Source organism: Kitasatospora sp. NPDC051705 (assembly GCF_044453265.1).
GTDB lineage: Bacteria > Actinomycetota > Actinomycetes > Streptomycetales > Streptomycetaceae > Kitasatospora.
Genome location: NZ_JBITCO010000028.1, coordinates 64,254 through 88,890, shown reverse-complemented (window position 1 = coordinate 88,890; position 24,637 = coordinate 64,254). Strand labels below are relative to the sequence as shown.

The following is a 24,637-nucleotide window of genomic DNA, read 5'->3' as shown; positions in this document are numbered from 1 at the left end:
CGTGCTCGGGGAACGGGGTGCTCGGGGAACGCGCTCGGGGAACGCGCTCGGGGAACGGCACGCTCGGAAGCGGCGGATCCGACGAACGGCGTGCGCGGCGGGCCGCGGGCTCGGCGGGGCCGGGACGGCGGCCCCGCCGAGCACCGCGCGCCGCGGTCTCAGCCCCTGCGGCGCAGTCGCGCCCACTGGGCCCGCACACCGGCCAGGGCCTTGGCCCCCGCCGGGGTGCCGCCGAGGAACAGCGCGGCCGGTCCGCCGACCAGCAGCACCAGGCCGGCGATCAGGGCGACGGGCAGCAGCAGCCGGGCGGTGCCGGGCCGGTCGGGCGCGGGGGCGCCGGCCGCGACCGGGGCGGCGGCCAGCGGGCCGCCGGTGGCCGCGGGGGTGGCGCCCGGGGTGGCCTTGGCCGCCACCGGGGCGGAGGTGGCCGCGCCGCCGGCCGTCGCGGCGCTCCCGGTGCCGCCGGAACCGAGGCTGCTGCCGGTGCCCGTGGAGCCGGTCGTGGAACCGATCGTCGAGCCGGTCGTGGAGCCGGAGGGGGAGCCGCTGCCGCCGGTGGCGTCCCCGGTGCCGGTCGCTCCGCCGCTCCCCGTGGCACCGGTGGCGCCGCCGTCGCCGGACTGGCCGGTGCCCCCGGTCGCCGCGGTGCCGCCCGCGGTGCTGCCGCCCGTCGAGCCGGCGCCGGTGGCGGTCCCGCCGCCGTCGGGAGCGGTGGTCGGGGGCTTCGGCTCGGTGGTGGGCGCGGGCGGCGTCTGGTTGCCGGGGTAGCTGCCGTCCTGGGCCGAGACGTGCTTCACCGCGTCCTGGGCCTGGGCGAGCTGGGCCTGCGTCAGTCCGAGGAAGCCCGGTGCGAGCCGGCCGGGCTCGACGCCGTAGAGCTGGCCCCAGCCGGGGTCGGTGACCTTGCCGAGGAAGGTGGCCACGGCGGCGCTCTTCTCGGCGGACAGGCCCGCGGTGGGGACCATCGCGTACTGCACCGCGGTCAGCGGGTAGGCCCGCTGGTCCCGCGCGAAGTCGCTGCCGGCCTGCCCGTAGGGGAGGCTCTGGGTCCCGGTGAGGGCGTCGACCGGCATGTCCGCCACGGCGGCGGCGAAGCCGGACCGGTCGGGCTGGACGAAGCCGCCGGCCGGGTTCCTCAGCGCGGCCTCCGGCAGGCTGTAGGCCTGGGCCTGGCCGGCGTCCATGATGGCGAACAGCCGTCGGCTGCCCTGGGGTTGCGCCGGGCGCTTCTGGTAGTTGCCGTTGAGGATGTTGGAGGAGAGCGCCGTCATCCGGTTCTGCAGGATGGTCCGGGAGACGTCGACCAGACCGCCGAGGGTCGGGTTCCACTCCAGCTGCTTCCAGATGCCCGCGGCGTCCTTGCCGCCGGGGACGCCGGAGTTGTCCTGCCGCTGGAGCGCCTCGACCGGGTAGCCGGTGAACGCGGGCCGCAGGTAGAAGGTGTCGATGTGCATGCCCCACTGGTCGGGCGCGCCCTGCAGGAACTGGGCGGCGTCCGGGTCGGCGGCGATCCAGGAGGTCAGCTGGTAGGTGAGGTCGGTGGTGCCGCCGACCACGGTCGGGGTCAGCTCCTCCGGCGAACTGCAGTTCGGCCAGTGCAGGTTGGCGTTCTCGGGGTTGAGCGCGCGGAACTCCGGGTCGGCGAAGAGGCAGTTGGGGTTGCCCTCCACGGAGGGGATCACCGGGCCCAGCGCGGCGTACGACTGGGTGAGCATCTTGGCGAGCAGCCGGGCGTTCAGCTTCATGTCCCGGATCTGGCGGCCGGTGGTCGGGTCGTCGACCACGTACACCACGGAGATGCCGGTGCTGGCCAGCGGGGCGTAGACGTACGGGCGGGGCGCCGGCGAGCGGTCGGGCCGGGCGACCAGGGCGAGGTCGGTGCCGGTGCCGGCCAGGAAGTCGGCGCGGGCCTGCGGCTCGCCGGTGGCGATGATGTACTGCAGCGACATCGGGGAGCTGCCCAGGCAGAGCCCGGTCCGCCACTGCTGCATGGTCCGGTTGGCCATCTCCAGGCCGGCGGTGCTGAAGGACGCCTGCTGGACCTTGCAGTCGGCGGGCGCCGGGGCGAAGTCCAGCGGGACCACCACGTGGTTGCGCCAGGCGCACTGCTCGTTGGCGTTGTTCCCGGTGACCCAGTTCTCCACGCCCTGCATGACGCTGTCGGTCGCCGCGTAGAAGAAGAAGCCGTCGTCGTCGATCGCGTGGTTGTCGCAGTTCGGGACGCCGTTCTGCTCCTGGTGGAGGTCGAGCGGGTCGCCGCCGTAGTTGGGCTCGACGACGATCGAGCACTTGTGCTGCGCGTCGCAGCCCAGCGTGGGGGCCTGCTGGCCGGTGAGGATCTCGATCGAGGCGGCGCCGGAGCCGTCCGGGCCGGTCGGGGCGATCACCGCGTTGGACGGGAAGTCGGGGGCGTTGCCCGCGGCCGGGAACTTCTGCTCGAAGCCCTTGTCCCGGTCACCGCCGTACAGGGTGCTGCCGTAGCAGTCGGTGATCGCCGGGTCCTCGCCGCGGCACTGGTAGATCCGGACGGGGTACATCGCCTTGTCCGAGTAGGGCTGGACGACCGTCACGGGCTCGCCGCCGGGCCGGCCGACCGTGGGGGTGAAGCCGCTCCAGGAGACCTGCACCACCTGGTTGGTCAGGTTGCCGGTCTGCGAGACCGTCACGCTGCCCTCGGGGCCGTAGCTGCCGCTGGCCGGCTGCCACACCTTGGGCCCCGTGACCGTGGTGGAGCCCGCCGCGTGCGCCTGCGGGGCGGTGCCCAGGCCGAGCGGGACCACCGCGATCGCCGCCACGACCGCCCAGACGAGGGTCAGCGCCGACAGGCGCCGGCTCCACCTCCCCCGGTGTCCGGGGTCGGGTTCGCGGATTCTCATGGCGGGCACCTCCGGGGGTTGCGGCCGCCGCGGCGGCACGAGGGTCGGTCGCGCTGTGATCGATGGCTCCGGTGCGTACCATTCGGCCAGCCGGACATGGCCGGATCGGGTCGACCGGGTGTACGAGACCACAACGCGACGACTCCGCACCGGAGTTGGGAACTCCGAATGCGGACGGGCCCGCGCCGAGGCGCGGACCCGTCGACCTGCGGCGAAGCCGCCCCGAAACTGCCGGTCAGCTTCCCTGGGTGAAGGTCAGCGCGAGCGAGCCGACCGACTGGCCCTCGGTGAAGAAGCTCGTCCCGAGCTTGGCGTCGAGGTACTGCGCACCGGCCGCGTCCACCTGGAGGCTGGAGGCCGAGAGGTTCTGGGTGGTGCCGGTCCGGCCGATCACGTTGTCGCCCGCCGGGTCCAGCAGCGCGACGGGCGTGGTGCCGCCGACCGGGACGGCGTTGATCTGCCAGGTGTCGACGTGGAAGTCCAGCTGCTTGAACGTCACGCTCTTGCCGTTGGCGAGGTTGACGAAGAGCAGGCCGCCACCGAGGTTCACGTCCCCGTAGAACTGCGGGATGTTCGCGGCGCCGCCGGTCACCGGGAAGGTGGTGGTGAGGCCGGTGGTGCTGTCGTAGGCCGGCGCCGCCGGCTGCAGCGGGACGACCAGGATGCCCTTGAGGGCGGCCTGGGCCAGGAAGGTGGCGTCGTTGGTGATCACCGCGCTGCCGGTGGACGGCGTGGCCGCGTCGGCGGCGGCCGCACCGCTCAGGCCGGTCACGGTGAGGACGACGGCGGCGCCGGCTGCGGCCAGGCGTGCGCGCGATCTTGCCATGCGGAGCTCCTTGGGAGAGGTGGTGTGGCTGTCGGTGCGGCCGGCGGCCACGGGCGCGGGGCCCGTGGCCGCCGGGTGGAGCGGGACGGCTCAGGAGTGGGTGGCGCTACCGCAGGCGAAGGACGGCAGCGGCAGGAAGCCGTAGCTCTTGATGTCCGCGGAGCCGCTCTTGCAGATCCAGCCGGTCGGGCCGAAGATCGCGCGCAGGGCGGTGCCGTGGGTGTCGGTGGCGATCCACTCGGCGTGGCGCACGACGTTGTAGACCACGCGGCCGTACGCGGTGGCGGCGTAGCTGGAGCTGATGACCTTGTTCACGGTGTCGACCGGGGCGATGCCGTTCACGCTGCGGATGGTCAGCGGGCCCTGGACGTCGGAGCCGCTGCCCTTGCCGAAGTACACCTGGCCGATGTAGTGGGCGACGGAGTAGGGCACCAGGATGTCGGCGTCGTTGAGGACCGGGTCGGAGCCCTGGTTCTCCTGGACACCGGTGGTGACGCAGGCGCCCGGGGTGACGGCGGTGCCGCCGCCGATGGCCTGCAGGAAGAAGGAGCGGGTGCCGGAGCTGGCCTGCGGCAGCTGGGGCTTGATGGTGGCGGAGGAGAGCGACGGGTCGATCTGGTTCCACTTGGTGACGGCGCAGGTGTAGATGTCCTTCAGGTTGGCCGTCGTCAGGTTGGCCGGCGCGTGGCCGCCGGTGCCCAGGGCCGCCCAGGAGACCGCGTCCTTCGCGTAGGCGATGAAGTCGTCGGTGGTCGGGTCGGTGGCCGCCGGGCCGCGCGAGGAGCGGGCGAAGTCGACCGTGGCGCTGGTGTTGATGTTCAGCGCGGTGATGCCGGCGCCGGAGCCGTTCGGGCGGGCGATGGAGGTGGCGCCCGTCTTGGTGGTGATCGGCGAGGTGCCGGTGGCGTCCCAGCTGTAGAGCCGCGGCGCGGTGGTGCCGGCCACCGTCGCGTTGTAGTCGGTGGAGAACTGGTTCAGCAGCGCCTGGGTGGTGTCCGAGCCGACGCCGACGATGTCCTGCGCGGCCGGCAGCGAGGCCGGGTCGGCCAGGGCGGTGCCGCTGGCGACGGTGGCCAGGGAGGTCGCGAGGGCGGCGACGGTGAGCAGCTTGGCAGCGGTCTTACGCATGTTTCTCTTCCTCCGGTGGGAGAGACGTCCATCGCGTGACCCGGACTCCGGTGGGAGTGCGGGGCCGGTGGCCGCGTCCGCGGCGGCCGCTCCGGCAGTGCCGATCCTGTCCGGCGGGCAGGTTCCGCCGGAAGGGTGGTCGAGGGCGGGTCGGGAATGTCGACTCATCGCTTCGACGAGGTTTAGCCACTGGTCAGGAGGCTCGCGGTGGACCGGCGGCGGGCGCCCCGGCGGCCGGTGACGTTCTTCTCCAGGTGGCGGCTCGGGGTGTTGCCGGATACCTGCGCTTTACCCGGACTGCACGTGCGGACCGGCCGGGCACGGCCTACAGCGGCCAGCGGGCGTCCCGCCCGGCGCGCCGCGACTCCTGCCCGAGCCACTGGAGTCCGGCCAGGAAGCCCTCCACGCCGGCCTGGCACTGGTCGCGCCGGAGGTACCCGCGCGCGCTGCGGGCGACCGGAGCGGGTTCGACGGCGGCCCGCCGGGTGCTGCGCACCGGCAGGTGGGCGGACCACGCCCACTGGCGGCCCTCGGACTGGACGACCGAGCACCGCAGTGCGGCCCGTTCGATGAGAAGTTCCCGTACCGCCTCGGCGAGTTCCTCCTCGCTGCGGTAGGTGCGCACGCCGACGCCGAGCGGCCGGCCGTTGGCGGCGCGCAGCGCCCAGCCGAGGCAGCGGTCGGGTGCGGGGACGATCAGCAGCCGCGGACCGCGCCGCTCAGCGGCCATCGGGGCGTCTCAACGGCACCGTCTTCGAAGGGAGTTCGCGGGGCGGTAGCTCGCGCGCGGGTTGTTTGGCGAGCAGCACGACGAAGCGCCGGAAGGCGTTCTGACAGGTCGCGTACCGCTCGTACGCGCGGCTGGAGCGCACCTCCGGGAGGGTGCGCGAACCGGGGATGACCCAGATCCAGCCGATGCCGTCCCGGACGTGGGTGATCCGCGCGGTGAGCTCGGCGGCGCCCGCCCGCAGCCCGTCGAAGCCGCGTTCGGCCTCGCCGGGCGTGTCGAACGCGGCCGGGGTGATCGCCACCACCCGCCCGTTCGGCGCCTTCAACTGCCAGCGGTACCGACCGTCCGGGGCTCGCTCGGCCCTGAACCCGCCTCGATGTGCCCCTGCTGCGGTGTGACCGCGGCCCGACGCGTCCACTGCTCCCCCCGTCCGGTTTCCCCTCCGAGACGGGAGCAAAGCTATGTGTGCACACAGACCCACGGAAAGCCCAAAACGTTCACAACTTGCGCTGTTGGTCGGGAAGTTCTCCCTCGTTTAACTTTCACCCGCCGGCGGGGTGAGGGTGGTGCGCCCGGGCCGGGAGGGGCCCCGGAGCACCCCCGGGGCGACCCGCAAGCGGAACCGGAACCGACCGCTCCAGGGTGCGGAACCGGTCACAACCGGGCCGTCCAGCGGACCCTGGTGCCCCTCCCGTGCGGCCCGGCCTCGTGCCAGGCGTCCCCGCCGAGCGCCTCGGCCCGCCGGGTCAGGTTGCGCAGGCCGCTGCGCCGGCCGCCCTCCGGGATGCCGACGCCGTCGTCGGTCACGGTGAGCAGCACCCCCGGCCGGCCGGCCCGCTCCAGCGACTCCGGATCGCCGCTGACCGGCCGGCCGGTGTCGCCCAGGTGCACGGTCGCGTCGATCTCCACCCCGACCCGGGAGGCCCGCGCGTGCCGGGCCGTGTTGGAGAGCATCTCCCGGAGCGCAGCCAGGAGTTGACGGCCGGTCCGCTCGCCCACCAGGCTCTCCACCGGCCCGACGAAGCTCACCGAGGGCTTGAACCCGAGCGCCGCCGCGGCCTGGCTGGCCTCCCGGATCACCCGGGTGCGCAGGGTGTCCGGGGCGTCCCCGTGGTTGTCGTGCTGGAGCGCGTAGATGGTGGTGCGGACCTCCTGGATGGTGGCGTCCAGCTCGTCCACCGCGTTGCCGATGCCGACCTTCACCTCCGGGACGACGGACCTGCGGGCCGCGCTCTCCAGCATCATCCCGGTCGCGAACAGCCGTTGGATCACCAGGTCGTGCAGGTCCCGGGCGATCCGGTCGCGGTCCTGGAAGACGGCCAGGCGCTGCTGGTCGCGCTGGCCCTCCGCGAGCCGCAGGGCCAGCGCGGCCTGCGAGGCGAAGGTCTCGGCGAGCTGCTTCTCGGCGTCGGTGAACGGCAGCGCACCGCGCGGACGCCAGACGCAGAGCCCGCCGAGCACCCGGCCCGCGGCGACCATCGGGACGGCCATGGACGGGCCGAACCCGCGGGCGACCCGGATCACCACCGTCGGATCACTGGACATGTCGTCCAGGTAGACGCTCTCCCCGGCGAGCAGCCGGGCCGCGAGGCCGCCCTCGGGCAGCAGCTCGCCGCGGACGAACTCGGCGGCCTCGCCGGAGGCGTGGGCGACCCGCATCTGACCGTCGCCCGGCCGGCCGTCGCCGCCCTCCACCGGGCCGGTCGGCAGCAGGATCATGCCGAGCGCGGCGTCCGCCAGCTCCCGCACCTGTTCGGCGGCGACGGTCAGCGCGGTCTCGGCCTGGTCGGTGGAGAGCAGCGCGGTGGTGACGGCGGCGGCGCCGGCGATCCACCGCTCCCGCCGCCGGCCCTCCTCGTACAGCCGCGAGTTCTCGATCGCCACGCCGGCCGCGGCGGCGAGGGCGTGGACCACCTGCTCGTCCTCGGGGGTGAAGGCGCCGCCGCCCAGCTTCTCGGTGAGGTAGAGGTTGCCGAACACCTCGTCGCGGATCCGGATCGGCTCGCCGAGGAAGGTCTTCATCTCCGGGTGGTGCGGCGGGAAGCCGGAGGAGCGCGGGTCGGCGCCGAGGTCGGTGAGGCGCAGCGGTTCGGGGCGGTCGATGAGCGCGCCGAGGATGCCGCGGCCGGCCGGGAGTTCGCCGATGGCGGCGGCGGTGGCGTCGTCGACGCCGACGTGGATGAAGTCGGCCAGGCCGGTGCCGCCGGGGGCGATCACGCCGAGCGCCGCGTAGCGGGCGTCGACGAGCTCGGCGGCGCCGGTGGCGATCCGGTGCAGGGTGGCGTGCAGGTCGAGCCCCGCCCCGATCGAGACCACCGCCTCCAGCAGCCGCTGCATCCGGTCGGTCACCGCGGCGGCCGACTGGAGGCGTTCCGCGACCTCGGTGACCAGCGTGTCCAGGCCGAGCGAGGCGATCTCGGGCACCCGGTGGGGGGTCGGCTCGGGGGCGGCCGCGGGGAGGTCTGGCGTGGGGTCCATGAAGAAGAGCCTAGTTTGTACGGTTTTCAGCCGAAGGACGGCACGAGGGCGGTCAGGACCCCACCGGCTCCAGCAGCCCGTCCGCCTCCCGCTCCCGCCGCCACATCGCGTGCAGCCGCCCGTCCCGGTCCGCGAGCAGCTCCGACCAGCGGCCCCGCTCGGCGACCCGGCCGCCGTCCAGCACCAGCACCTCGTCCACCGTGGTGTCGTCCAGCCCGGCCAGCCGGTGGGTGATCAGCACGGTGCTGCGCCCCGCGGTGGCGGCCAGCAGGTCGGCGGTGAGCGCGTCGGCGGTGGGCAGGTCGAGGTGCTCGGCGGGCTCGTCCAGGACGAGCACCGGGAAGTCCGCCAGCAGGGCCCGGGCCAGGGCCAGCCGCTGCCGCTGGCCGCCGGAGAGCCGGGCGCCGTGCTCGCCGACCATGGTGTCCAGGCCCTGCGGCAGGCGCTCCGTCCAGTCCAGCAGGCGGGCGGCGGCGAGCGCGGCGCGCAGCTCGTCCTCGCCGGCGCCCGGGCGGGCGAGACGCAGGTTCTCCCGCAGCGAGCTGTCGAAGACGTGGGCGTCCTGCGCGCAGAGCCCGATCACCCGGCGGACGTCCTCACCGGCGAGCGCGCGGCCGTCCACCGCCTCCGGGCGGCCGGCGGCGAAGGTGACGGCGCCCTCACCCGGCTCCAGGAACCGCAGCAGCGCCTGGGCCAGGCTGGTCTTGCCGGAGCCGGAGGGGCCGACCACGGCGATCCGGCGCCCGGGGGACAGGTCGAGGTCCACCCCGGCGAGCGCGTCCGCCGCCTGCCCGGGGTGCCGGACGGTCAGCCCGCGCACCGCGACCGGCAGCGGGTGCTCCGGCAGCGCGACGGGCTCGGCCGGCTCGGCCACCGCGGCCTCGGCCTGCAGCACCTCGTCGAGCCGGGCCCGCGCGGCCCGGCTGCGCTGACGGGCCTGGACGGCCTGCGGCATCCCGGTGACCGCCTCGAAGGCGGCCAGCGGGGTGAGCACCACGACGGCCAGGCAGACCGGCGCCAGCGCGCCCGCGCGCACCCCCTGGACGCCGACCGCGGCCGCGGCGGCCACCGTCAGCCCGGTGAGCAGTGCGATCAGCCCGGTGCCGAGCGCCGTGGTGGCGGCGGAGCGGGCGGCCAGCCGGGTGAGCGCGGCGTCGGCGGCCCGGACGGCGGCGAGCCGGCCGGGCAGCGCGCCGGCGACGGTGAGTTCGGCGGTGCCCGTGAGGGCGTCGACGACGGCGGTGGCGAGCCGGCCGCGGGCCGGGGCCTGCCGCCGTTCGGCGCCGGCCGACCAGCGGGCGGCGAGGGCCGGCACCAGCACGCCCGCGAGCAGCAGGCCGAGCCCGAGCACCGCCCCGGCGGCGGGCAGGAACGCGCCCATCGCCACCACCGCGGCCAGCGAGACCGTGCCGGCCACCGCGGCCGGCAGCCGCCACCGCAGGTAGTGGTCCTGGACGGCGTCGACGTCGGCGACCAGCCGGGAGAGCAGGTCGCCGCGCCGGAAGGCGGGCAGCCCGGCCGGGGCGAGCACGGTCAGCCGCCGGTAGACGGCGGCCCGCAGGGTGCCGAGGGTGCGCAGCACGGCGTCGTGCGAGACGAGCCGCTCGGCGTAGCGGAAGACGCTGCGGCCGATCCCGAAGGCCCGTACGGAGGTGACGGCCATCATCAGGTAGAGCACCGGCGGCATCTGGGAGGCCCGGGAGATCAGGTAGCCGGAGGTGGCCATCAGGGCCACGGCGCAGCCGAGGGCGAGCGCGCCGAGCAGGACGGCGAGCGCCAGCCGGGGGGTGGCGGCCGCCGGGGCCGCGGGCTCCTCGTCCGGGGCCGGGGCGTCGGTCGGCCGACCGCTGTGCGCGAGCGGGGCGGGCGCCGGGGCGGGTTCCCCGGCGGCGGGCGGCCCGGCGACGGGGCCCGCCAGCCGGACCCGCTCGTCCGCGACGGCCAGCAGGGCCGGCCGGTGCGCGACCACCAGCACGGTGCGGCGCCGGTCCTCGGCGAGCCCCCGCACGGCGTCCACGACGGCGGCCTCGGAGGCGCCGTCCAGGTTGGCGGTGGGCTCGTCCAGGAGGACCAGGGGGCGGTCGTCGGCGAGCAGCACCCGGGCGAGCGCGAGCCGCTGCCGCTGTCCGGCGGAGAGCCCGGCGCCGTCCTCGCCGAGGGGCGCGTCCAGGCGGGTGACGAAGTCGAGCGCGTGCGCGGCCCGCAGGGCCTGCCAGAGCTGCTCGTCGTCGGCGTCCGGGCGGTGGAGCCTGAGGTTCTCGGCGACGGTGCCGGCGAACAGGTGCGGGTGCTGCGGCACCCAGGCGATCTGCCGCCGCCAGCCGTCCGGGTCCAGCTCGGCGAGGTCGTGGTCGCGCCCGTCGGCGGCGGTGATCCGCACGGTGCCGGCGTCCGGCGCGGTGAGGCCGAGCAGGACGGCGACCAGGGTGGACTTGCCGGCCCCGCTCGGCCCGGTGAGGGCGGTGGTGGTGCCCGGGCGCAGGGTGAGGGCGGCGCCGTCCAGCGCGGGCTCGGTCCGGCCGGGGTGGCGGACGACCAGGCCGCGGGCGGTGATGACGGCACCGGTGAGGTCGGGCGCGGGCCGCGTGCCGGCCGCGGGCGGCGGGGTCTCCAGCACCCGGAAGATCTCGTCGGCGGCCGTCAGCCCCTCGACGCTGGAGTGGTAGAGCGCGCCGACCTGGCGGATCGGGAAGTAGACCTCGGGGGCGAGGACCAGGATCATCAGCCCGGTCTCCAGGTCGAGCGTGCCGTCGACCAGCCGGAAGCCGACGGTGACCGCGACCAGGGCGACCGAGAGGGTGGCGAGCAGCTCCAGCGCGAAGGAGGAGACGAAGGCGATCCGCAGGGTGCGCAGGGTGGCCCGGCGGTAGTCGGCGGTGATCCGGGCGATGGTGGCGGCCTGGGCGCGGGCCCGGTTGAACACCTTGAGGGTGGGCAGCCCGGCCACCACGTCGAGGAAGTGGTGCGAGAGCCGGGCCAGGGTGTCCCACTGCCGGTCCATCCGGGCCTGAGTGGCCATCCCGATCAGCACCATGAACAGCGGGATCAGCGGCAGCGTCGCGGCGATGATCGCGGCCGAGGCCGGGTCGGCGCCGACGATCCGCAGCAGCACGATCACCGGGACGACCACGGCGAGCGCCAGTTGCGGCAGGTAGCGGGAGAAGTAGTCGTCCAGCGCGTCGACGCCGCGGGTGGCGAGGGTGGTGAGCTCGCCGGTGCGCCGGCCCGCCAGGTAGGCCGGGCCGAGCGCGGTGGCGTGGTCGAGCAGCCGGCGCCGCAGGGTGGACTTCACCCGGGCGACGGACCGGTGCGCGGTGAGCTCGGTGAGCCAGCCGACCAGCCCGCGCCCGACGGCCGTCAGCACGAGCAGCAGCAGCGGCGCGGTCAGCTCGCCGGTGGTCGCGCCGCGCTGGAAGCCGCGGACGACGATCTCGGCGATCAGACCGGCCTGCGCGACCACCAGGGCCGCGCCCGCCGCGCCGAGCAGGACCGATCCGGCGAGGAAGGCCCGGGTGGTGCGGGCCTGGGCGAGCAGTCGGGGGTCGACCGGCTTCACGGCGTCACACCTGTTCGGGCGCGGCGGCCGGGGCGTGCCCGGGGATGTGCTGGACGCCGATGCGCTTGCGGAACACCCAGTACGTCCAGCCCTGGTAGAGCAGCACGAGCGGGGTGAACACCGCGGCCACCACGGTCATCAGCTTCAGCGTGTACGGCGAGGAGGCCGCGTTGCCCACGGTCAGGCTCCACCCGTCGTTCAGGGTCGACGGCATGACGTTCGGGAAGAGCGCCAGGAAGAGCATCCCGACGGCGGCCACGATGGTCGCCCCGGAGAGGACGAACGCCCAGCCCTCGCGGCCCAGCCGGGTGGCCACCAGGGCGCCGACCAGCGCCAGCACGGCCGCCACCAGGGCCACCAGGCTGCGGCCGTTGCCGCTGTCGCCCTGCGTCCAGACCAGGAAGACCAGCGCCAGCACCGCGGCGGCCAGGCCGGTCCGCAGCGCGGCCGCCCTGGCCCGCTCGCGGATCCCGCCGACGGTCTTCAGCGCCGCGAACACCGCACCGTGGAAGGTGAACAGGCTGAGCGTGACCAGGCCGCCGAGGATCGCGTACGGGTTGAGCAGGTCCCAGAAGGTGCCGACGTAGTTCTTCTGCGCGTCGATGTCGACGCCGCGCACGATGTTGGCGAAGGCCACGCCCCACAGGAAGGCCGGGATCAGCGACGTCCAGAAGATCGCCTCCTCCCAGTTCCGCTGCCAGCGGGCGCCCTCGCGCTTGGCCCGGTACTCGAAGGCCACGCCGCGCACGATCAGGCAGACCAGGATGACCAGCAGCGGGACGTAGAAGCCGCTGAACAGCGTCGCGTACCAGTCCGGGAACGCCGCGAAGGTGGCCCCGCCGGCGGTCAGCAGCCAGACCTCGTTGCCGTCCCAGACCGGGCCGATGGTGTTGATCAGCACCCGCCGTTCGGCGGTGTCGCGGGCGAGCGGCTTGGTGAGGATGCCGATCCCGAAGTCGAAGCCCTCCAGGAAGAAGTAGCCGATCCACAGGACCGCGATCAGTACGAACCAGACGTCGTGGAGTTGCATGTCAGATCCCCTGTGGTCCTCAGTAGGCGAAGGCGAGAGGCTTGTCGGCCTCGTCGTCCGCGGACGGGCCGCGCAGCGACGGGTCCTTCGCGGGCGGCTGCTCGGTCACCACCGGCCCGGCCTTGGCGTACTTGACCAGCAGCCGGACCTCGACGACGGCGAGGATCGCGTAGAGCACGGTGAAGGTGGTGAGGGCGCCGATCTGGGTGCCGACCCCGACGTTGGGGGAGACCGCGTTCGCTGTGGTCATCAGGCCGAAGACGGCCCAGGGCTGACGGCCCATCTCGGTGAAGATCCAGCCGAAGCTGTTGGCGATCAGCGGGAACCCCATGGTCAGGATGCCGATCCGCCAGCTCCACTTGGTGAGGAACGGCCCCAGCTCCCGCCCGGGGGTGAGCATCAGCCGCGGGACCTCGGTGTCGCCGGTGCGGAACTCCGGCCGCAGGAACAGCCTGCGGCGGGTGGTCCAGAGCCCGATCACGCCGGCCACGAAGGAGGTCATCCCGAAGCCGATCATGAGGCGGAAGCCCCAGTAGGTGACGAAGATGCTCGGGATGTAGTCCTTGGGGTCGCCCCCGTACCTGGCGGCCTCGGCGGCCGCGGTGTCGTTGATGCCGGGGACGGAGGAGTTGAAGTCGCTGTGGGCGAGGAAGGACAGTATCCCGGGGACCTCCAGCTCGACCGAGTTGTGGCCCTTGCTCACGTCGCCGACCGCGAAGATCGAGAACGGCGCCGGCGACTGGGTGTCCCAGAGCGCCTCGGCGGCGGCCATCTTCATCGGCTGCTGCTCGAACATCACCTTGGCGAGCGAGTCGCCGCTGAGCGCGGTGCCGGCGCCGAAGACCACGGCGAGCACCAGGCCGAGCCGCAGCGAGGTGCGCATCACGGCGGTCCTCTTCGGGTCGGCGCCCTCGGGCCGGCGCTTGGCCCGCCAGAGGTGGAAGGAGGCGATGCCGACCACGAAGGCGGCCCCGGTGAGGAAGGCGGCGGTCAGGGTGTGCGCCACCACGGTCAGGGTGGTGTTCTGGAACAGGACCTTGGTGATGTCGGTGAGCTGCGCCTTGCCGGTGGCCGGGTCGATCGTGTAGCCGACGGGGTGCTGCATCCAGGAGTTGGCCGCGAGGATGAAGTAGGCGGAGAGCACGGTGCCCAGCGCGACCATCCAGATGCAGGCGCAGTGCAGCTTCTTCGGCAGCTTGTCCCAGCCGAAGATCCACAGGCCGATGAAGGTGGACTCGAAGAAGAAGGCGATCAGCGCCTCCATCGCGAGCGGGGCGCCGAAGACGTCTCCCACGAACCTGGAGTAGTCGGACCAGTTCATGCCGAACTGGAACTCCTGCACGATGCCGGTGACCACGCCCATCGCGATGTTGATCAGGAAGAGCTTCCCCCAGAACTTCGTGGCGTGGAAGTACTTCTCCTTGTCCGTCCGCACCCAGGCCGTCTCCAGACCGGCCACGATGGCGGCCAGGCTGATGGTGAGCGGGACGAAGAGGAAGTGGTAGACGGTGGTGATGCCGAATTGCCATCGCGCGATGGTCTCGTGAGCGATTGCCAGTTCCACGTCGCCCTCTCTCCAACCTGCCCCGCGGGGCGCGTTTCGGACAAACTTCATCTATAGCTGCAGACCGGTATCCGGCCACGCAAGCTTGCCCGCTTGTGAACGTGAACACGTTCACAAGGAGCAGTATCCATCATGCTTACGGATGAATCGCAGGCGGGGTGGGGTTCGGACCGGCGATACCGTGCGTGGTGGAGCGTGGCGGTGCGCACAGTCTGCGGACACGCCCGCGGCGGCGACAACGAACGCCCGGGCAGATGCCGGCGCGGTCTTGGCCGATCCGGCGCTTGACAGCGCGGTGCCCGCACCGGACCGGACGGCGCGGGCGAGAGCACCCTCGCACGCGCGTCCATGCCACGACCGTACGACGGACGGAAAATCCCGGCGAACGGGCTTCCCGCCGTGCCAGACTCGGCCGGATGCTGACGACGATCACCGACACCGCCGAACGGCTCGCCCGCATCCCCGGCGTGGTCGGCGTGACGCTCGGCGGCAGCCGGGCCCGCGGCGCGCACCGGCCCGACTCCGACTGGGACCTCGGCGTCTACTACCGGGGCACCCCGACCTCGCCGCCCTGCGCACCCTCGCCGGTCCGGACGTCGAGGTGGCCGGGCCCGGCGAGTGGGGGCCCTGGGTGAACGGCGGCGCCTGGCTCACCGTGGACGGCACCGCCGTCGACTGGATCCTGCGCGACCTCGACCGGGTCGAACGGGTCTGGGCCGACTGCCGCGAGGGCCGCTACGAGGTCGGCGTCCAGGCCGGACACCCCCTCGGTTTCTGGTCCCCCTGCTACGCCGGGGAGCTCGCCCTCGGGCAGGTGCTGGCCGACCCGCGCGGCGAACTCACCGCCGTGCGGGCCGCGATGGCGCACTACCCCGAGGCGCTGCGCACCGCGCTCGTCGGAGCCGCCTGGGAGGCCGGGTTCCTCGTCGCGTCCGCCGGGAAGGGCGCGGCCCGCGGGGACGTCCTGCACGTCTCGCTCTGCCTCTCCCGCGCCGTCGGCGTTCTGGTCCAGGCGCTGCACGCGCACGACCGGCGCTGGTGCCTGAACGAGAAGGGCGCCCTCGCCGCCACCCCGCCCTGGTTCCGCGACCGCGCCGCGGCCCTGCTCGCCGCCCCCGGCGCCGACCCGGCGGCGCTGGCCGCCACCGTCACGGCGGCCGGCGCCCTGGCCGCCGACACCGCGGCGGCGCTCCGGGAGGACGCCCTCCCGGACCGGGGTCCGCTCGACACGCCCTAAGGGCGGCCCAGGAGTTGGGTGCCCGGGGTGGAGTCGGCGCGGGCCGTGAAGAACTCGGTGAAGCCGTGCAGGAACTCCTCCCGGGTGATCCGGCCGTCCCCGTCCGCGTCCAGCTGACGGAAGCCGTGCGACAGCTCGGCCGGATGGACGCGCGGACCGCCGAACACCACCCGGTACTCGTCCGCCTCCAGGAAGCCGCTGCCGTCGGTGTCCGCGGCGGCGAACACCGCCCGCAGCGCGGGCAGCAGCCCCTGCTCCAGGTAGGCCGGGTCCCGGTCGCAGCCCGCGACGGTGGCCGCCACGAACTCCTCCCGGCTGACCCTGCCGTCGCCGTTCGCGTCCATCGCCGAGCGCAGCTGCTCCCACCAGCCGTCGAAGGCCCGGTACACCCGGGCCTCACCCTCGTCGTCCAACTCCAGCTGCCAGCAGACGTTGTGCGCCATCGCCCGCAGGTCGTGCACGGTGATGAAACCGTCCCCGGTCTGGTCCAGCACCTCGCGGAAGAACCGGTCCAGCCGCGGCCCGCGGGCGTCCTGCCGGGGCGGGCGCCACCGCGGCGGCACCCGCTGCTCGTCCGGGGAGCGGAAGCGCAGCCCGTCCGGCAGCAGCGGGACGACGGCGCCGGCGCCCCGGTGCAGCAGCCAGGAGAGCAGCGCCGCCCGGCGGGTCCGGACCAGCCCGAACCGCTCCCGCACCACCGGCGGCAGGTCGGCCACCGTCAGTGCGGTGACCGCCCGGGCCACCACCCCGCGCACCGCGCGCCACCCGGCGTCCCCGAGGAACCGGAGCCGGCGCGGCCGCGGCGCCCCGCGCAGGATGTCGTTCAGGAGGTAGCGGGTCGCCTCGTTGAACTCCAGCTCGCGGGCCACCCGGGCGAAGTAGCCGGGCAGCTCCGCGGCCGTCCCCGGCAGCTCGCCCTCCGGGAGGCCGAAGGCCGCCACCGCGTCGGTGAACTCCGCGTACACCAGCTCCAGTTGCCCGGCGTCGTACGGGTCCCCGCCGAGGCGGCGCATGGCGACCACGCACTCGAAGAGCGTCAGCAGCACCCACGCCCTGGTCGCCGCGTCCCCGGCGTCGTACGGGCGCCCGTCCGGCGCCGTCCCGCGGATCCGCTTGTGCGCCCGGTCCAGCCGCGCGACCTCCCGCCGCAGCGCATCGGCGTCCTGGTAGAACAGCCGCCGCCCGCTGCCCAGGGTGTGCTCCACCCGCCGCCAGGGGTGCGCCTGGTACGTGGAGTGCTCGGCCATCCCGGCCCCCACCACCGGATGCGCCGCCTGCAGCACCAGCAGCCGCCAGGCCACCAGGGCGATCCGCCATTCGGAGAGGTCCCGCCGGAAGGACGCCCCGCGCTCAGCCACGACGCTCCCCCGTGATCTCCGGACCGATCACGAAGCCCTTGGCCGGCCCCTCCGGGACCACGGCCTCCTGCCCGTACGGGACCCGGGTGGAGGAGGCGTAGGCCCGCCGCTCGGGATCGGGCCCGGTGAGGACGGTCACCGCACCGCCGTCGTCGTAGTCGTCGACGATCACGTACACCGGGATGCCGGCGGCGGCATAGGCGTGGCGCTTGAGGACGTGGTCGCGCCGGCGGTTCTCGGCGCCCGGAGAGACCGTCTCGACGACGAGGGCGACACCGGAGGCTAGGAGACCCTTGCCCTCCGGGTGGTCGATCTCCTCGATGTCCCGCCGGGCGACGAACACGTCGGGAATGAGCACCTTGAGCCCGTCGATGACGTTGCAGTCGTTCCCGGGCCTCCAGTCACCGCCGCGCAGGTGGACGAACAGGTCCTCCAGGACCCGGTTGTCGACGTCGAAAACGCGGCTGCTGCCGGTGGGTGACACCGTGATCGTCCCCTCGATGATCTCCGCACGGAAGCCGTCGGGCAGATCCATGGAGTTCCATACCTGCCACAGCTGCTGGTCCAGGTTCACGACGGTCCTCTCGGCAACGAGCACGCTCATGGGGACACCTCTCTCTCCCGTCCGGTCCCATCAGCTCGTACGGGCCCGCACAAGCAACGGCTGCACGGTCGCACACGACCGAGGGGCCGGGCGGGTGAACGGCGGGGGTTCACCCGATCGGGGCGTTTCGGGGCCGCAGACGCGGAACCGCAGGGCAGGCGGGAGGGCCTGCCCTGCGGTTCGGGGTGCCGTCGGTCCGCGTCCTCCTCCCGAGCGGGCGCGGACCGGGTGGATCAGGAGGAGCGGGCCGGCCGGCGGCGGGAGACGTACAGGGCGGCGGCGCCGAGTCCGAGGGTGAGGCCGGAGCCCAGGGCCAGGTACGGGGTGGCCGGGGTGGCACCCGTCTCCGCCAGCTCGGCGGTCGAGCCGGTGGCGGTCGTCCCGGTGGTGGCGGTCGACGCCGTGGGCACGGTGGTCGAGGTGGTCGAGGCGGTGGTCGACCGGTTCGAGGTGGTCGAGGTGTTCGTGGCGGTCGACGTGTTCGCGGCGGTCGAGGCGGTCGTCGCGGTGGTGCCGCCGCCGGTGGTCGCCGCCGCAGCGACGGTGTCCGAGGCCGGAGTGACGGCGGCGGGCTGCTGGGCCGGCTGCTCGACGGGCTTCTCCACGGGCTGGTCCACCGGCTTCTCGACCGGCTTCTCCGCCGGCTTCTCGGCAGCCGCACGCGCGTCGGCGAGCGCCTTGTCCGCGGCGGCCTCGGCGGCGGCCGCGGCCTTGGTGGCCGCCTGCGCGGTACCGATCTTCCGGAACGCCTCGACCTTGGCGTCGTCCAGGGCCGTGCCGGCAGCGGTCACCGCGGCCTTGGCCTCGGTGTCCGCGCGGATGGCGGCGTTGGCGGCGTCCATCGCCTTCAGCAGGCGCTCCCTGGCCGCGGGCCGCTCCTCCTCGGTCGACGCCCCGTAGGCGGTCATGGCCTCGTGGACCGCCTTGTCGGTGGCCTCCTTGGCCGCGGCGGCCGTCTTCGCGGTCTCCTTGGCCTGCTGGAACGTGCCCAGGTAGGGCTGCGGGTTCGCCAGGAAGGCCTGGGCCTTGGCCTGCGCGTCGGCCTCGGCGGCGACGGCGGCCCGGTGGGCCGCGGCCGCGTCGGCGGCGGCCTGCTCCAGTTCGGCGATCGAGCCGGCGTCGGCGCGGGTCTGCGCCGCGGCGGCCGGCGCGGCGAAGGCGGGCGCCGCGGACAGCACGGCTGCGGGCGAGATCACGGCGGCGACGAGCGCGGCCGAGACCAGTGTGCGGCGGATGGTCACGAGGACCCCTTTCGGGTCGGCGAGGGGGCGGAATCCGTGGCCCGGGCGATGATCGACAACCCGGCGCCGCTGATCATAGGCACACGGAATCTCCGCCCTCCATGCCGATTTCCGGCAATGAAAAGGGCGTTCCGACTGCTTGCTCGACAGGGGAATTGACGAGTCGACAATTCCGCCGGGCCGGACGGAAAGGCCTCAGGAGGCGCTCAGGAGACCCGGTCCCGGATGGTCGGCAATTCGACCCGGAAGGTGGCGCCCGCGCCCGGGGTCGTGTCCAGGCTGAGGGTGCCGCCGTGCGCGCGGGTGAGCGCGGTGGCGATGGCGAGGCCGAGGCCGGCGCCGCCGCCGTCGTGCCTGCTGCGCGAGGCGTCGACGCGGTAGAAGCGGTCGAAGACCTGCTGCGCCTGCTCCTCGGTGAGCCCCGGCCCGGCGTCGGCGACCTCCAGCAGGCAGACGCCGCCCGCTCCGCCGACGCCGATCCGGACCGGGGTGCCGGGCGGGGTGTGCTTGACGGCGTTACCGACCAGGTTGGTGACCACCTGGCGGAGCCGGGCCTCGTCCCCGAGGACGGGCGCCGCACCGGGGGAGCCCGCGCCGGACGGGCCGGTGAGCGCGACCGGGCGGGTCGGGTCGAGGGCGGTGAGGTCGTGCAGGGCGTCCGCGGCGAGGGTGCGCAGGTCCATCGGGGCGAGGTCGAGCGGCCGTTCCTCGTCGACCCGGGCGAGCACCAGCAGGTCCTCGACCAGCGCGCCCATCCGGACGGCCTCGCTCTCGATCCTGGACATCGTCCGCCGGACGTCCGACTCGGTGGGCAGCGCGCCCATCCGGTACAGCTCGGTGAAGCCCCGGATGCCGGCCAGCGGGGTGCGCAGTTCGTGCGAGGCGTCGGCGACGAACCGCCGCATCCGGGCCTCGGACTCGGCGCGGGCGGCGAAGGCGGCCTCGATCTGGGTGAGCATGCCGTTGAGCGCGATGGACAGCCGCCCGACCTCGGTGCCGGGCGAGAGCTCCGGCATCCGGTGGGAGAGCTCCCCGGCGGCGATCCGCTCGGCCCCCGCCTCGATCCGCCGCAGCGGCCGCAGCCCGGCCCGGACGGCGAACAGGCCGAGCGCGGCGATCAGCACCAGGACGGCGCCGCCGATCGCCAGGAAGGAGGTGCGCAGCTTGCCGATGGTGGCGTCGATGTCCTCGCGCGAGACGGCGACCATCACGTAGGTGGGGGTGACCGCGGGCGAGGCGTACGCGCTGGGGCCGGTGCTGCTGCGCGGGCCCTGGAGCGGCAGGACGAGCACCCGCCAGCTGCGGTGGCCGCGCTGGTCGGGCAGGTCGAAGGGGGCGTCCGGCGCGGTCCGGGTGGGGTCGAGCCCGGCGAGCTGGGGTGCCGGGTCGCTGTCGGAGACGGGCTGGCGCATCACGGCCTGCACCTTGCCGTCCGAGGAGAGGAACTGGACGAGGTACTGGCTGGGCAGCATGCTGCGCCGGCCGGAGGCGGGCCGGGCGGGATCCCCGGTGCCGGGCCGGGCCGGGGTCCGGTGCGACAGCGGCTGTCCGAACCGCTGAAGCTGCTGGTCGAGTTGTTCGACCAGCTGCATCCGGACGGTGCCGAGCACGACGGTGTCGCTGACCGCGAGACCGGTGGTGACCAGCCCGAGCGCGAGCACGAGCAGCCGGGCGCGCAGGGACAGCCGGGAGGAGAAGCGGGCGAACACCGGTCGGTCCGCTCAGCCCTGCGGGGGGCGACGCAGCGCGTAGCCGATGCCGCGCACGGTGTGGATCAGCTTGGGGCCGTGCGCCGGGCCGGAGTCGAGCTTGCGGCGCAGGTAGGAGATGTAGGACTCGACGATCGAGAGGTCGCCGCCGAAGTCGTAGGCCCACACGTGGTCGAGGATCTGCGCCTTGGAGACGACCCGGCCGACGTTGGCCATCAGGTAGTGCAGCAGCTTGAACTCGGTCGGCGAGAGCGCGACGGGCGTGCCGCCGCGGGTGACCTCGTGGGCGACCGGGTCGAGGCTGAGGTCGGCGACGATCAGCCGGCCGTCCTCGGCCGGTCCGCCGGAGCGCCGCAGGATGGCGCGGATCCGGGCGATCAGCTCCTCCAGGCTGAACGGCTTCGTCACGTAGTCGTCGGCGCCCGCGGCGAGGCCCTGGACCTTGTCGCCGACGCCGTCCTTGGCGGTGAGGAAGAGCACCGGGAGGTGGTCGCCGGGGTGGCCGTGGACCGGGCCGGCTATCTGGCCGCGGCTGGTGCGCTCGCGCAGCTTCTCGACGACGGTGAAGCCGTCGAGGTCGGGGAGCATCACGTCGAGGACGACGAGGTCGGGGCGTTCGACGGCGATCAGGTCGAGGGCCTCCGTGCCGCTGGCGGCGGAGGCGACCCGGAACCCGGAGAACCGCAGCGAGGCGGCGAGCAGCTCGCGGATGTTGGGTTCGTCGTCGACGACGAGCAGGAAGGCCTCGCCCGGGCCGCCGGCCACCGCGGAGCCGCCTGGTGTGGTGACAGTGCCTTGCACGGGGGTTTCGCCTCCCGGTCGGACGATGGCGTTCAGCATGAGGCTAGCCCGAGGAGGCTATGCGGCATCGATGAATGTTGGATTAACACCTTATCGGTCGGTTTTTGGACGGGAAACCCCTCAAGGGCAGCTTTGATGGTGTGCGCACGGGACGGGGGCTCCGGAAACGCCTCCCACGGCGTTCCCGGAACCCCCGGTCCCGGTCCGGCCCGTCCGGCCGGGCGTGCTCAGGCGAACTGGCCGGGCCGGTAGCTGCCGGCCGGCATCCGCAGGGCCACGTTGCCGCGGTTGAAGGCGTTGATCACCGCGAGGACGCCGACCAGGGCCGCCAGCTGCTCCTCGTCGTAGTGCTCGGCGGCGTTCGCCCACGCCTCGTCGGTGACCCCGGCGGTGCCGTCCGCGAGGCGGGTGCCCTGTTCGGCGATCTCCAGCGCCGCGCGCTCGGCCTCGGTGAAGACGGTCGCCTCGCGCCAGGCCGCGACCAGGTTCAGCCGGGTCGCCTCCTCGCCCGCGTGCACGACGTCCTTGAAGTGCATGTCGACGCAGAATCCGCAGCCGTTGATCTGGCTGGCGCGCAGCTTCACCAGCTCCTGGGTGGCGAGCGGCAGGGTCGACTCCGCGAGCACGGCGTTCGCGGCGATGAGGTGCTTGTAGACCTTGCCCAGCAGCGGGCTGGCGAAGGGGTTCAGTCGGGCTTCCACGATGTGCTCCCTGGTGTCGTCGTGCGCTGTCGACCACTTGGACAGGACAGCCCGGCCGTCCGTGACATCCCTCCGGTGTGACCTGTGCCACCCGCGATCCGCAGGTCGACGATCCGCCGCGCGGGAAGTCGGCGGGGTCGACTTCCCGCGCGGCTACCGGAGGTCAGGGGCGGCGGTCGTACTCGCCGGCCTTCGCAGCCCGGAGGAGGGCGGCGAAGCGGGCCCGGGTGGTGTGGATGACGACGCCGCCGTCGTCGGACTCGCGGAGTGCGATCAGATCGTCGACGGAGCACACCTCGACGCAGGCGTTGCTCGAACCGGAGTAAGTGGACTTCTGCCATGCCGGGCTAGCCATGATTGCCCTCTATCTCCTTCTTGATGGATCGGATGAAGTCACGCGAGTCCTCTTCCGAGAGGGCCACGGATGCCATCCGGTCGAGGATCTCGCGGTAGCTCGCGAGGTCGGACGGATCATCGAAGAGCGGGCAGCCGAAGCTGATGTCGATCTGCACCGTGCCCAGCTCGGGCACCGCTCCCTCGGTGTAGACGAAGTTCTCGCTGGGGCCGGGCAGCGATTCGATCCTGAACGGCACCACTCGAACCGAGATTCCCGGGCCCTCGGAGTCTTCGATGAGGGCGCCGAGCTGCTCGGCGAGCACCGTCGGGCCGCTGAACTGCATCCGGAGAGCCGCCTCGTGGATGTACGCCGTGTAAGGCGCCTCTCCTGAGCGAGCGGCCTCCTGCCTGCGCAGACGAAAGGCCGTCCTGAGATCGACCTCAGCGCTCGGGAGCGGAGGGATGGCACGAGCGAACACCGACGCGGCATAGGCCGGGGTCTGGAGCAGCCCGGGCACGAAGGTGATCGAGTAGGTGAAGATCCTCCGGGCGTGGGCTTCGATCGCGGCGACATCGAGCAGGTCCCCGCTGAGGCTGTCGCTGTACTGCTCCCACCAGCCGACACCCCGCTCTGAGGCCATCTCGATGAGCGCGGCGATCAATGGCTCATTGGTGCAGGCGCAGGCGACCGCGATCTCTCGCAGCCGCTCCGCACCGACGGCGGACTTGCCGTTCTCCATCTGGGTCACCAGGGCAGGGGTGACGCCGAGAAGACGGGCCAGGTGGCTGCCTCCGAGGCCTGCTTGCTCGCGCATCCTCCGCAGTTCGGCACCGAGTCGGCGCTGACGAAGGGTTGGCGTTCGAAGTGCCATGGCGTCCTCTCTGCGGATACGGAGGCCAGTCTGCCGCGCGGCCTGCCTGCGGAGCCATCCGGGTGCGGGAGGTCATGCATCCCACGGGAGGAGGAACCTTCCCGCATCCCGATTAATTTTAAGAGCGAGTGCGCTATCGTCGTTTTCAGAGCGATCCGACGGATCGTCAGAGATGCCTATCCACCTGGCAGTAGGCGCGTGCTGCCCGCGCACCGAAGAGCAACCAGCCGACGTCCTGGCCTGGCTCACGGCGACATCCCCACCGCATCCCCTCCCCTCTCCTCTCCTCTCCTCACCTCTCCCGGAGGTTCCCGTGTGCACCCGTAACTCCCCCTCCCTCACCCTCGCCCGGCAGGCCCTGCGGGACGCCCTCGCCCGATCGGGCTGGGACTCCGAGACCGTCCTCGCCGCCGAACTCGCCCTCGCCGAGCTGATCGTGAACGCCTGGCGGCACGGGGCCACCACCGCTCCGGTCGTCCTCTTCTCGCTGCTCGGCGGCACCCTCAGGGTCGTCGTCTCCGACGAGAGCGACGCGCTCCCCCAGCCCAGGACCCCGGCCGGTCTCGCCGAGACCGGCCGGGGCCTCCAGCTCGTCGAGGGCCTGACGCACCGCTGGGGCGTGGACCCGCAGAAGCGCGGCAAGAGCGTCTGGTACGAGCTGGACCGCGCCGCGTGAACCACCTCCGAGGGGTGGACCTCCTCGTCGGCGCCGTCCTCGCCGTCCTCCTCCTGCTCGCGATCGCCACCGTGGCACTCGGCGTCCTCGCCACGCTGCGGCTGCCGCGGCCGGACGACGACCGGGACGGGCTGCTCTGAGGACGCGTCGAGGCCCCCGCCCCGGAAGGGCGAGGGCCTCGCGGTCGTCCGGCCTGCCGGGTCAGCCGCCGGACGGGTTCCGGTTGCCCCCTCCCGCGCCGCCTCCGCCGAAGCCGCCGAACCCGCCGCCGGCTCCTCCGGCGGCGCCGGCCGCGCCCTCGACGAGCTGACTGGCCGTGTAGCCACCGTTGGCGTCGGGGGTGCCGACGACGGTCACGCTCTGGCCGGGGAGCAGGTCGGCGACCTTGCCCTCCTTGTTGAGCTGGACCTTCGTCGCGTCGCCGGTGGTGATCTTGACGGTGTTGCCGTTGGCGTCGGTGAGGTAGACGGTGGTGCCGTCGACGGCCTTGACCGTGCCGCGGGTGAAGCCCGCCTGCCCGCCCTGGCCCTGCCCCTGGCCGCCGGCGGCTCCGCCCTGGCCGCTCCGCCGGCCGCCGTTCTGCCCGCCGGCGTTCTGGCCGTTCTGGCCGTATCCGCCGCCCGCGGCACCGGCCCCGCGCTGCTGCCCGGCGGCGCCGGCCGCCGCACCGGCCGCCGCCGCGGCGCGCGGCGACGAGCCCTTCGTCGTCCCGTTGTTCTGCTGGTACCAGACCCCGCCCGCGAAGGCGCCGCTGGCGATCACGCCGCCGGCCAGCAGCAGGCTCAGCCAGGGCAGCTTGCGGCGCGGCGGCGCGGCCAGCTCGGCGGTGACGTCGCGGGCGTCCGGCGGGGTGGCGAGCAGGGCGACCTGCTCGGCCGGGCTGCTGGTCACCGTGGCGATCTCGTTGCTCATGG

20 protein-coding genes and 1 pseudogene are annotated in these 24,637 nt (G+C 73.8%); 3 read left to right on the top strand and 18 right to left on the bottom strand.

All coding sequences use genetic code 11. The annotated features are described in order from the left end of the window. Positions 1-158: 158 nt before the first annotated feature. The 9 genes from ACIA8Q_RS27965 to ACIA8Q_RS27925 all read right to left on the bottom strand — a co-directional run bounded on the left by ACIA8Q_RS27965 (position 159) and on the right by ACIA8Q_RS27925 (position 14,188). On the bottom strand, positions 159-2,876 hold the full coding sequence (locus tag ACIA8Q_RS27965; RefSeq protein WP_396317890.1) for a hypothetical protein: 2,718 nt from the start codon (positions 2,874-2,876) through the stop codon (positions 159-161). Between the two features lie 235 nt (positions 2,877-3,111). After that, a complete protein-coding gene (locus ACIA8Q_RS27960) occupies positions 3,112-3,702 on the bottom strand; it encodes a hypothetical protein (RefSeq protein WP_360211928.1) in 591 nt (196 codons plus the stop codon). Between the two features lie 90 nt (positions 3,703-3,792). Beyond that, the gene (locus tag ACIA8Q_RS27955) at positions 3,793-4,830 is read right to left on the bottom strand and encodes a substrate-binding domain-containing protein (RefSeq protein ID WP_360211930.1); all 1,038 of its coding nucleotides are present in this window, start codon (positions 4,828-4,830) and stop codon (positions 3,793-3,795) included. Between the two features lie 325 nt (positions 4,831-5,155). Then, positions 5,156-5,560 (bottom strand): hypothetical protein, encoded by a 405-nt coding sequence (locus ACIA8Q_RS27950; protein ID WP_360211932.1) that lies wholly within the window; start codon positions 5,558-5,560, stop codon positions 5,156-5,158. Beyond that, a complete protein-coding gene (locus tag ACIA8Q_RS27945; protein ID WP_360211934.1) occupies positions 5,550-5,885 on the bottom strand; it encodes a hypothetical protein in 336 nt (111 codons plus the stop codon). Before ACIA8Q_RS27945 ends, ACIA8Q_RS27950 begins: the two co-directional genes overlap by 11 nt. A gap of 329 nt (positions 5,886-6,214) precedes the next feature. Then, a complete protein-coding gene (locus ACIA8Q_RS27940; protein WP_360211936.1) occupies positions 6,215-8,038 on the bottom strand; it encodes a GAF domain-containing protein in 1,824 nt (607 codons plus the stop codon). A gap of 52 nt (positions 8,039-8,090) precedes the next feature. Further along, entirely contained in the window at positions 8,091-11,594 is a 3,504-nt protein-coding gene (gene cydD / locus ACIA8Q_RS27935; protein ID WP_360211938.1) for a thiol reductant ABC exporter subunit CydD, read from the bottom strand. A gap of 4 nt (positions 11,595-11,598) precedes the next feature. After that, the gene (cydB, locus tag ACIA8Q_RS27930; RefSeq protein ID WP_360211940.1) at positions 11,599-12,624 is read right to left on the bottom strand and encodes a cytochrome d ubiquinol oxidase subunit II; all 1,026 of its coding nucleotides are present in this window, start codon (positions 12,622-12,624) and stop codon (positions 11,599-11,601) included. A gap of 19 nt (positions 12,625-12,643) precedes the next feature. Next, positions 12,644-14,188, bottom strand: coding sequence for a cytochrome ubiquinol oxidase subunit I (locus tag ACIA8Q_RS27925; protein ID WP_360211942.1), 1,545 nt, complete (start codon positions 14,186-14,188; stop codon positions 12,644-12,646). A 416-nt stretch (positions 14,189-14,604) separates the two neighbouring features. Between ACIA8Q_RS27925 and ACIA8Q_RS27920 the strand changes: the two are divergent. Continuing rightward, positions 14,605-15,425: pseudogene (locus ACIA8Q_RS27920) on the top strand (DUF4037 domain-containing protein). Here ACIA8Q_RS27920 and ACIA8Q_RS27915 read toward each other — a convergent pair. From ACIA8Q_RS27915 to ACIA8Q_RS27880, 8 genes are all read right to left on the bottom strand, one after another. Then, positions 15,422-16,783: an EF-hand domain-containing protein gene (locus tag ACIA8Q_RS27915; protein WP_360211944.1), complete on the bottom strand. Its 1,362-nt coding sequence runs from the start codon at positions 16,781-16,783 to the stop codon at positions 15,422-15,424. The pseudogene ACIA8Q_RS27920 and the gene ACIA8Q_RS27915 overlap by 4 nt on opposite strands. After that, the gene (locus tag ACIA8Q_RS27910) at positions 16,776-17,387 is read right to left on the bottom strand and encodes a Uma2 family endonuclease (protein ID WP_396317889.1); all 612 of its coding nucleotides are present in this window, start codon (positions 17,385-17,387) and stop codon (positions 16,776-16,778) included. The genes ACIA8Q_RS27915 and ACIA8Q_RS27910 overlap by 8 nt, the downstream gene beginning before the upstream one ends. 233 nt (positions 17,388-17,620) lie before the next feature. Beyond that, entirely contained in the window at positions 17,621-18,628 is a 1,008-nt protein-coding gene (locus tag ACIA8Q_RS27905) for an LAETG motif-containing sortase-dependent surface protein (protein WP_360211948.1), read from the bottom strand. A 206-nt stretch (positions 18,629-18,834) separates the two neighbouring features. Then, positions 18,835-20,337, bottom strand: a complete 1,503-nt coding sequence (locus tag ACIA8Q_RS27900; RefSeq protein WP_360211950.1) for a HAMP domain-containing sensor histidine kinase — start codon at positions 20,335-20,337, stop codon at positions 18,835-18,837. Between the two features lie 12 nt (positions 20,338-20,349). Beyond that, a complete protein-coding gene (locus tag ACIA8Q_RS27895) occupies positions 20,350-21,177 on the bottom strand; it encodes a response regulator transcription factor (RefSeq protein WP_387905076.1) in 828 nt (275 codons plus the stop codon). Between the two features lie 188 nt (positions 21,178-21,365). Further along, positions 21,366-21,839 carry a carboxymuconolactone decarboxylase family protein gene (locus ACIA8Q_RS27890; RefSeq protein ID WP_396317888.1) on the bottom strand — a complete coding sequence of 158 codons (474 nt, stop codon included), beginning with the start codon at positions 21,837-21,839 and terminating at the stop codon, positions 21,366-21,368. A gap of 163 nt (positions 21,840-22,002) precedes the next feature. Continuing rightward, on the bottom strand, positions 22,003-22,194 hold the full coding sequence (locus ACIA8Q_RS27885) for a DUF397 domain-containing protein (protein WP_360211956.1): 192 nt from the start codon (positions 22,192-22,194) through the stop codon (positions 22,003-22,005). Next, entirely contained in the window at positions 22,187-23,047 is an 861-nt protein-coding gene (locus ACIA8Q_RS27880) for a helix-turn-helix transcriptional regulator (protein ID WP_360211958.1), read from the bottom strand. Before ACIA8Q_RS27880 ends, ACIA8Q_RS27885 begins: the two co-directional genes overlap by 8 nt. A gap of 313 nt (positions 23,048-23,360) precedes the next feature. Here ACIA8Q_RS27880 and ACIA8Q_RS27875 point away from each other — a divergent pair, with 313 nt between their 5' ends. Both ACIA8Q_RS27875 and ACIA8Q_RS27870 read left to right on the top strand, forming a co-directional pair. Then, positions 23,361-23,723, top strand: coding sequence for an ATP-binding protein (locus tag ACIA8Q_RS27875; RefSeq protein ID WP_360211960.1), 363 nt, complete (start codon positions 23,361-23,363; stop codon positions 23,721-23,723). Further along, positions 23,720-23,863, top strand: coding sequence for a hypothetical protein (locus ACIA8Q_RS27870; protein ID WP_360211962.1), 144 nt, complete (start codon positions 23,720-23,722; stop codon positions 23,861-23,863). The genes ACIA8Q_RS27875 and ACIA8Q_RS27870 overlap by 4 nt, the downstream gene beginning before the upstream one ends. A gap of 61 nt (positions 23,864-23,924) precedes the next feature. Here the strand turns inward: ACIA8Q_RS27870 and ACIA8Q_RS27865 are convergent, their stop codons facing one another. Next, a complete protein-coding gene (locus tag ACIA8Q_RS27865; protein ID WP_360211964.1) occupies positions 23,925-24,635 on the bottom strand; it encodes a hypothetical protein in 711 nt (236 codons plus the stop codon). Between the last annotated feature and the right edge of the window lie 2 nt (positions 24,636-24,637).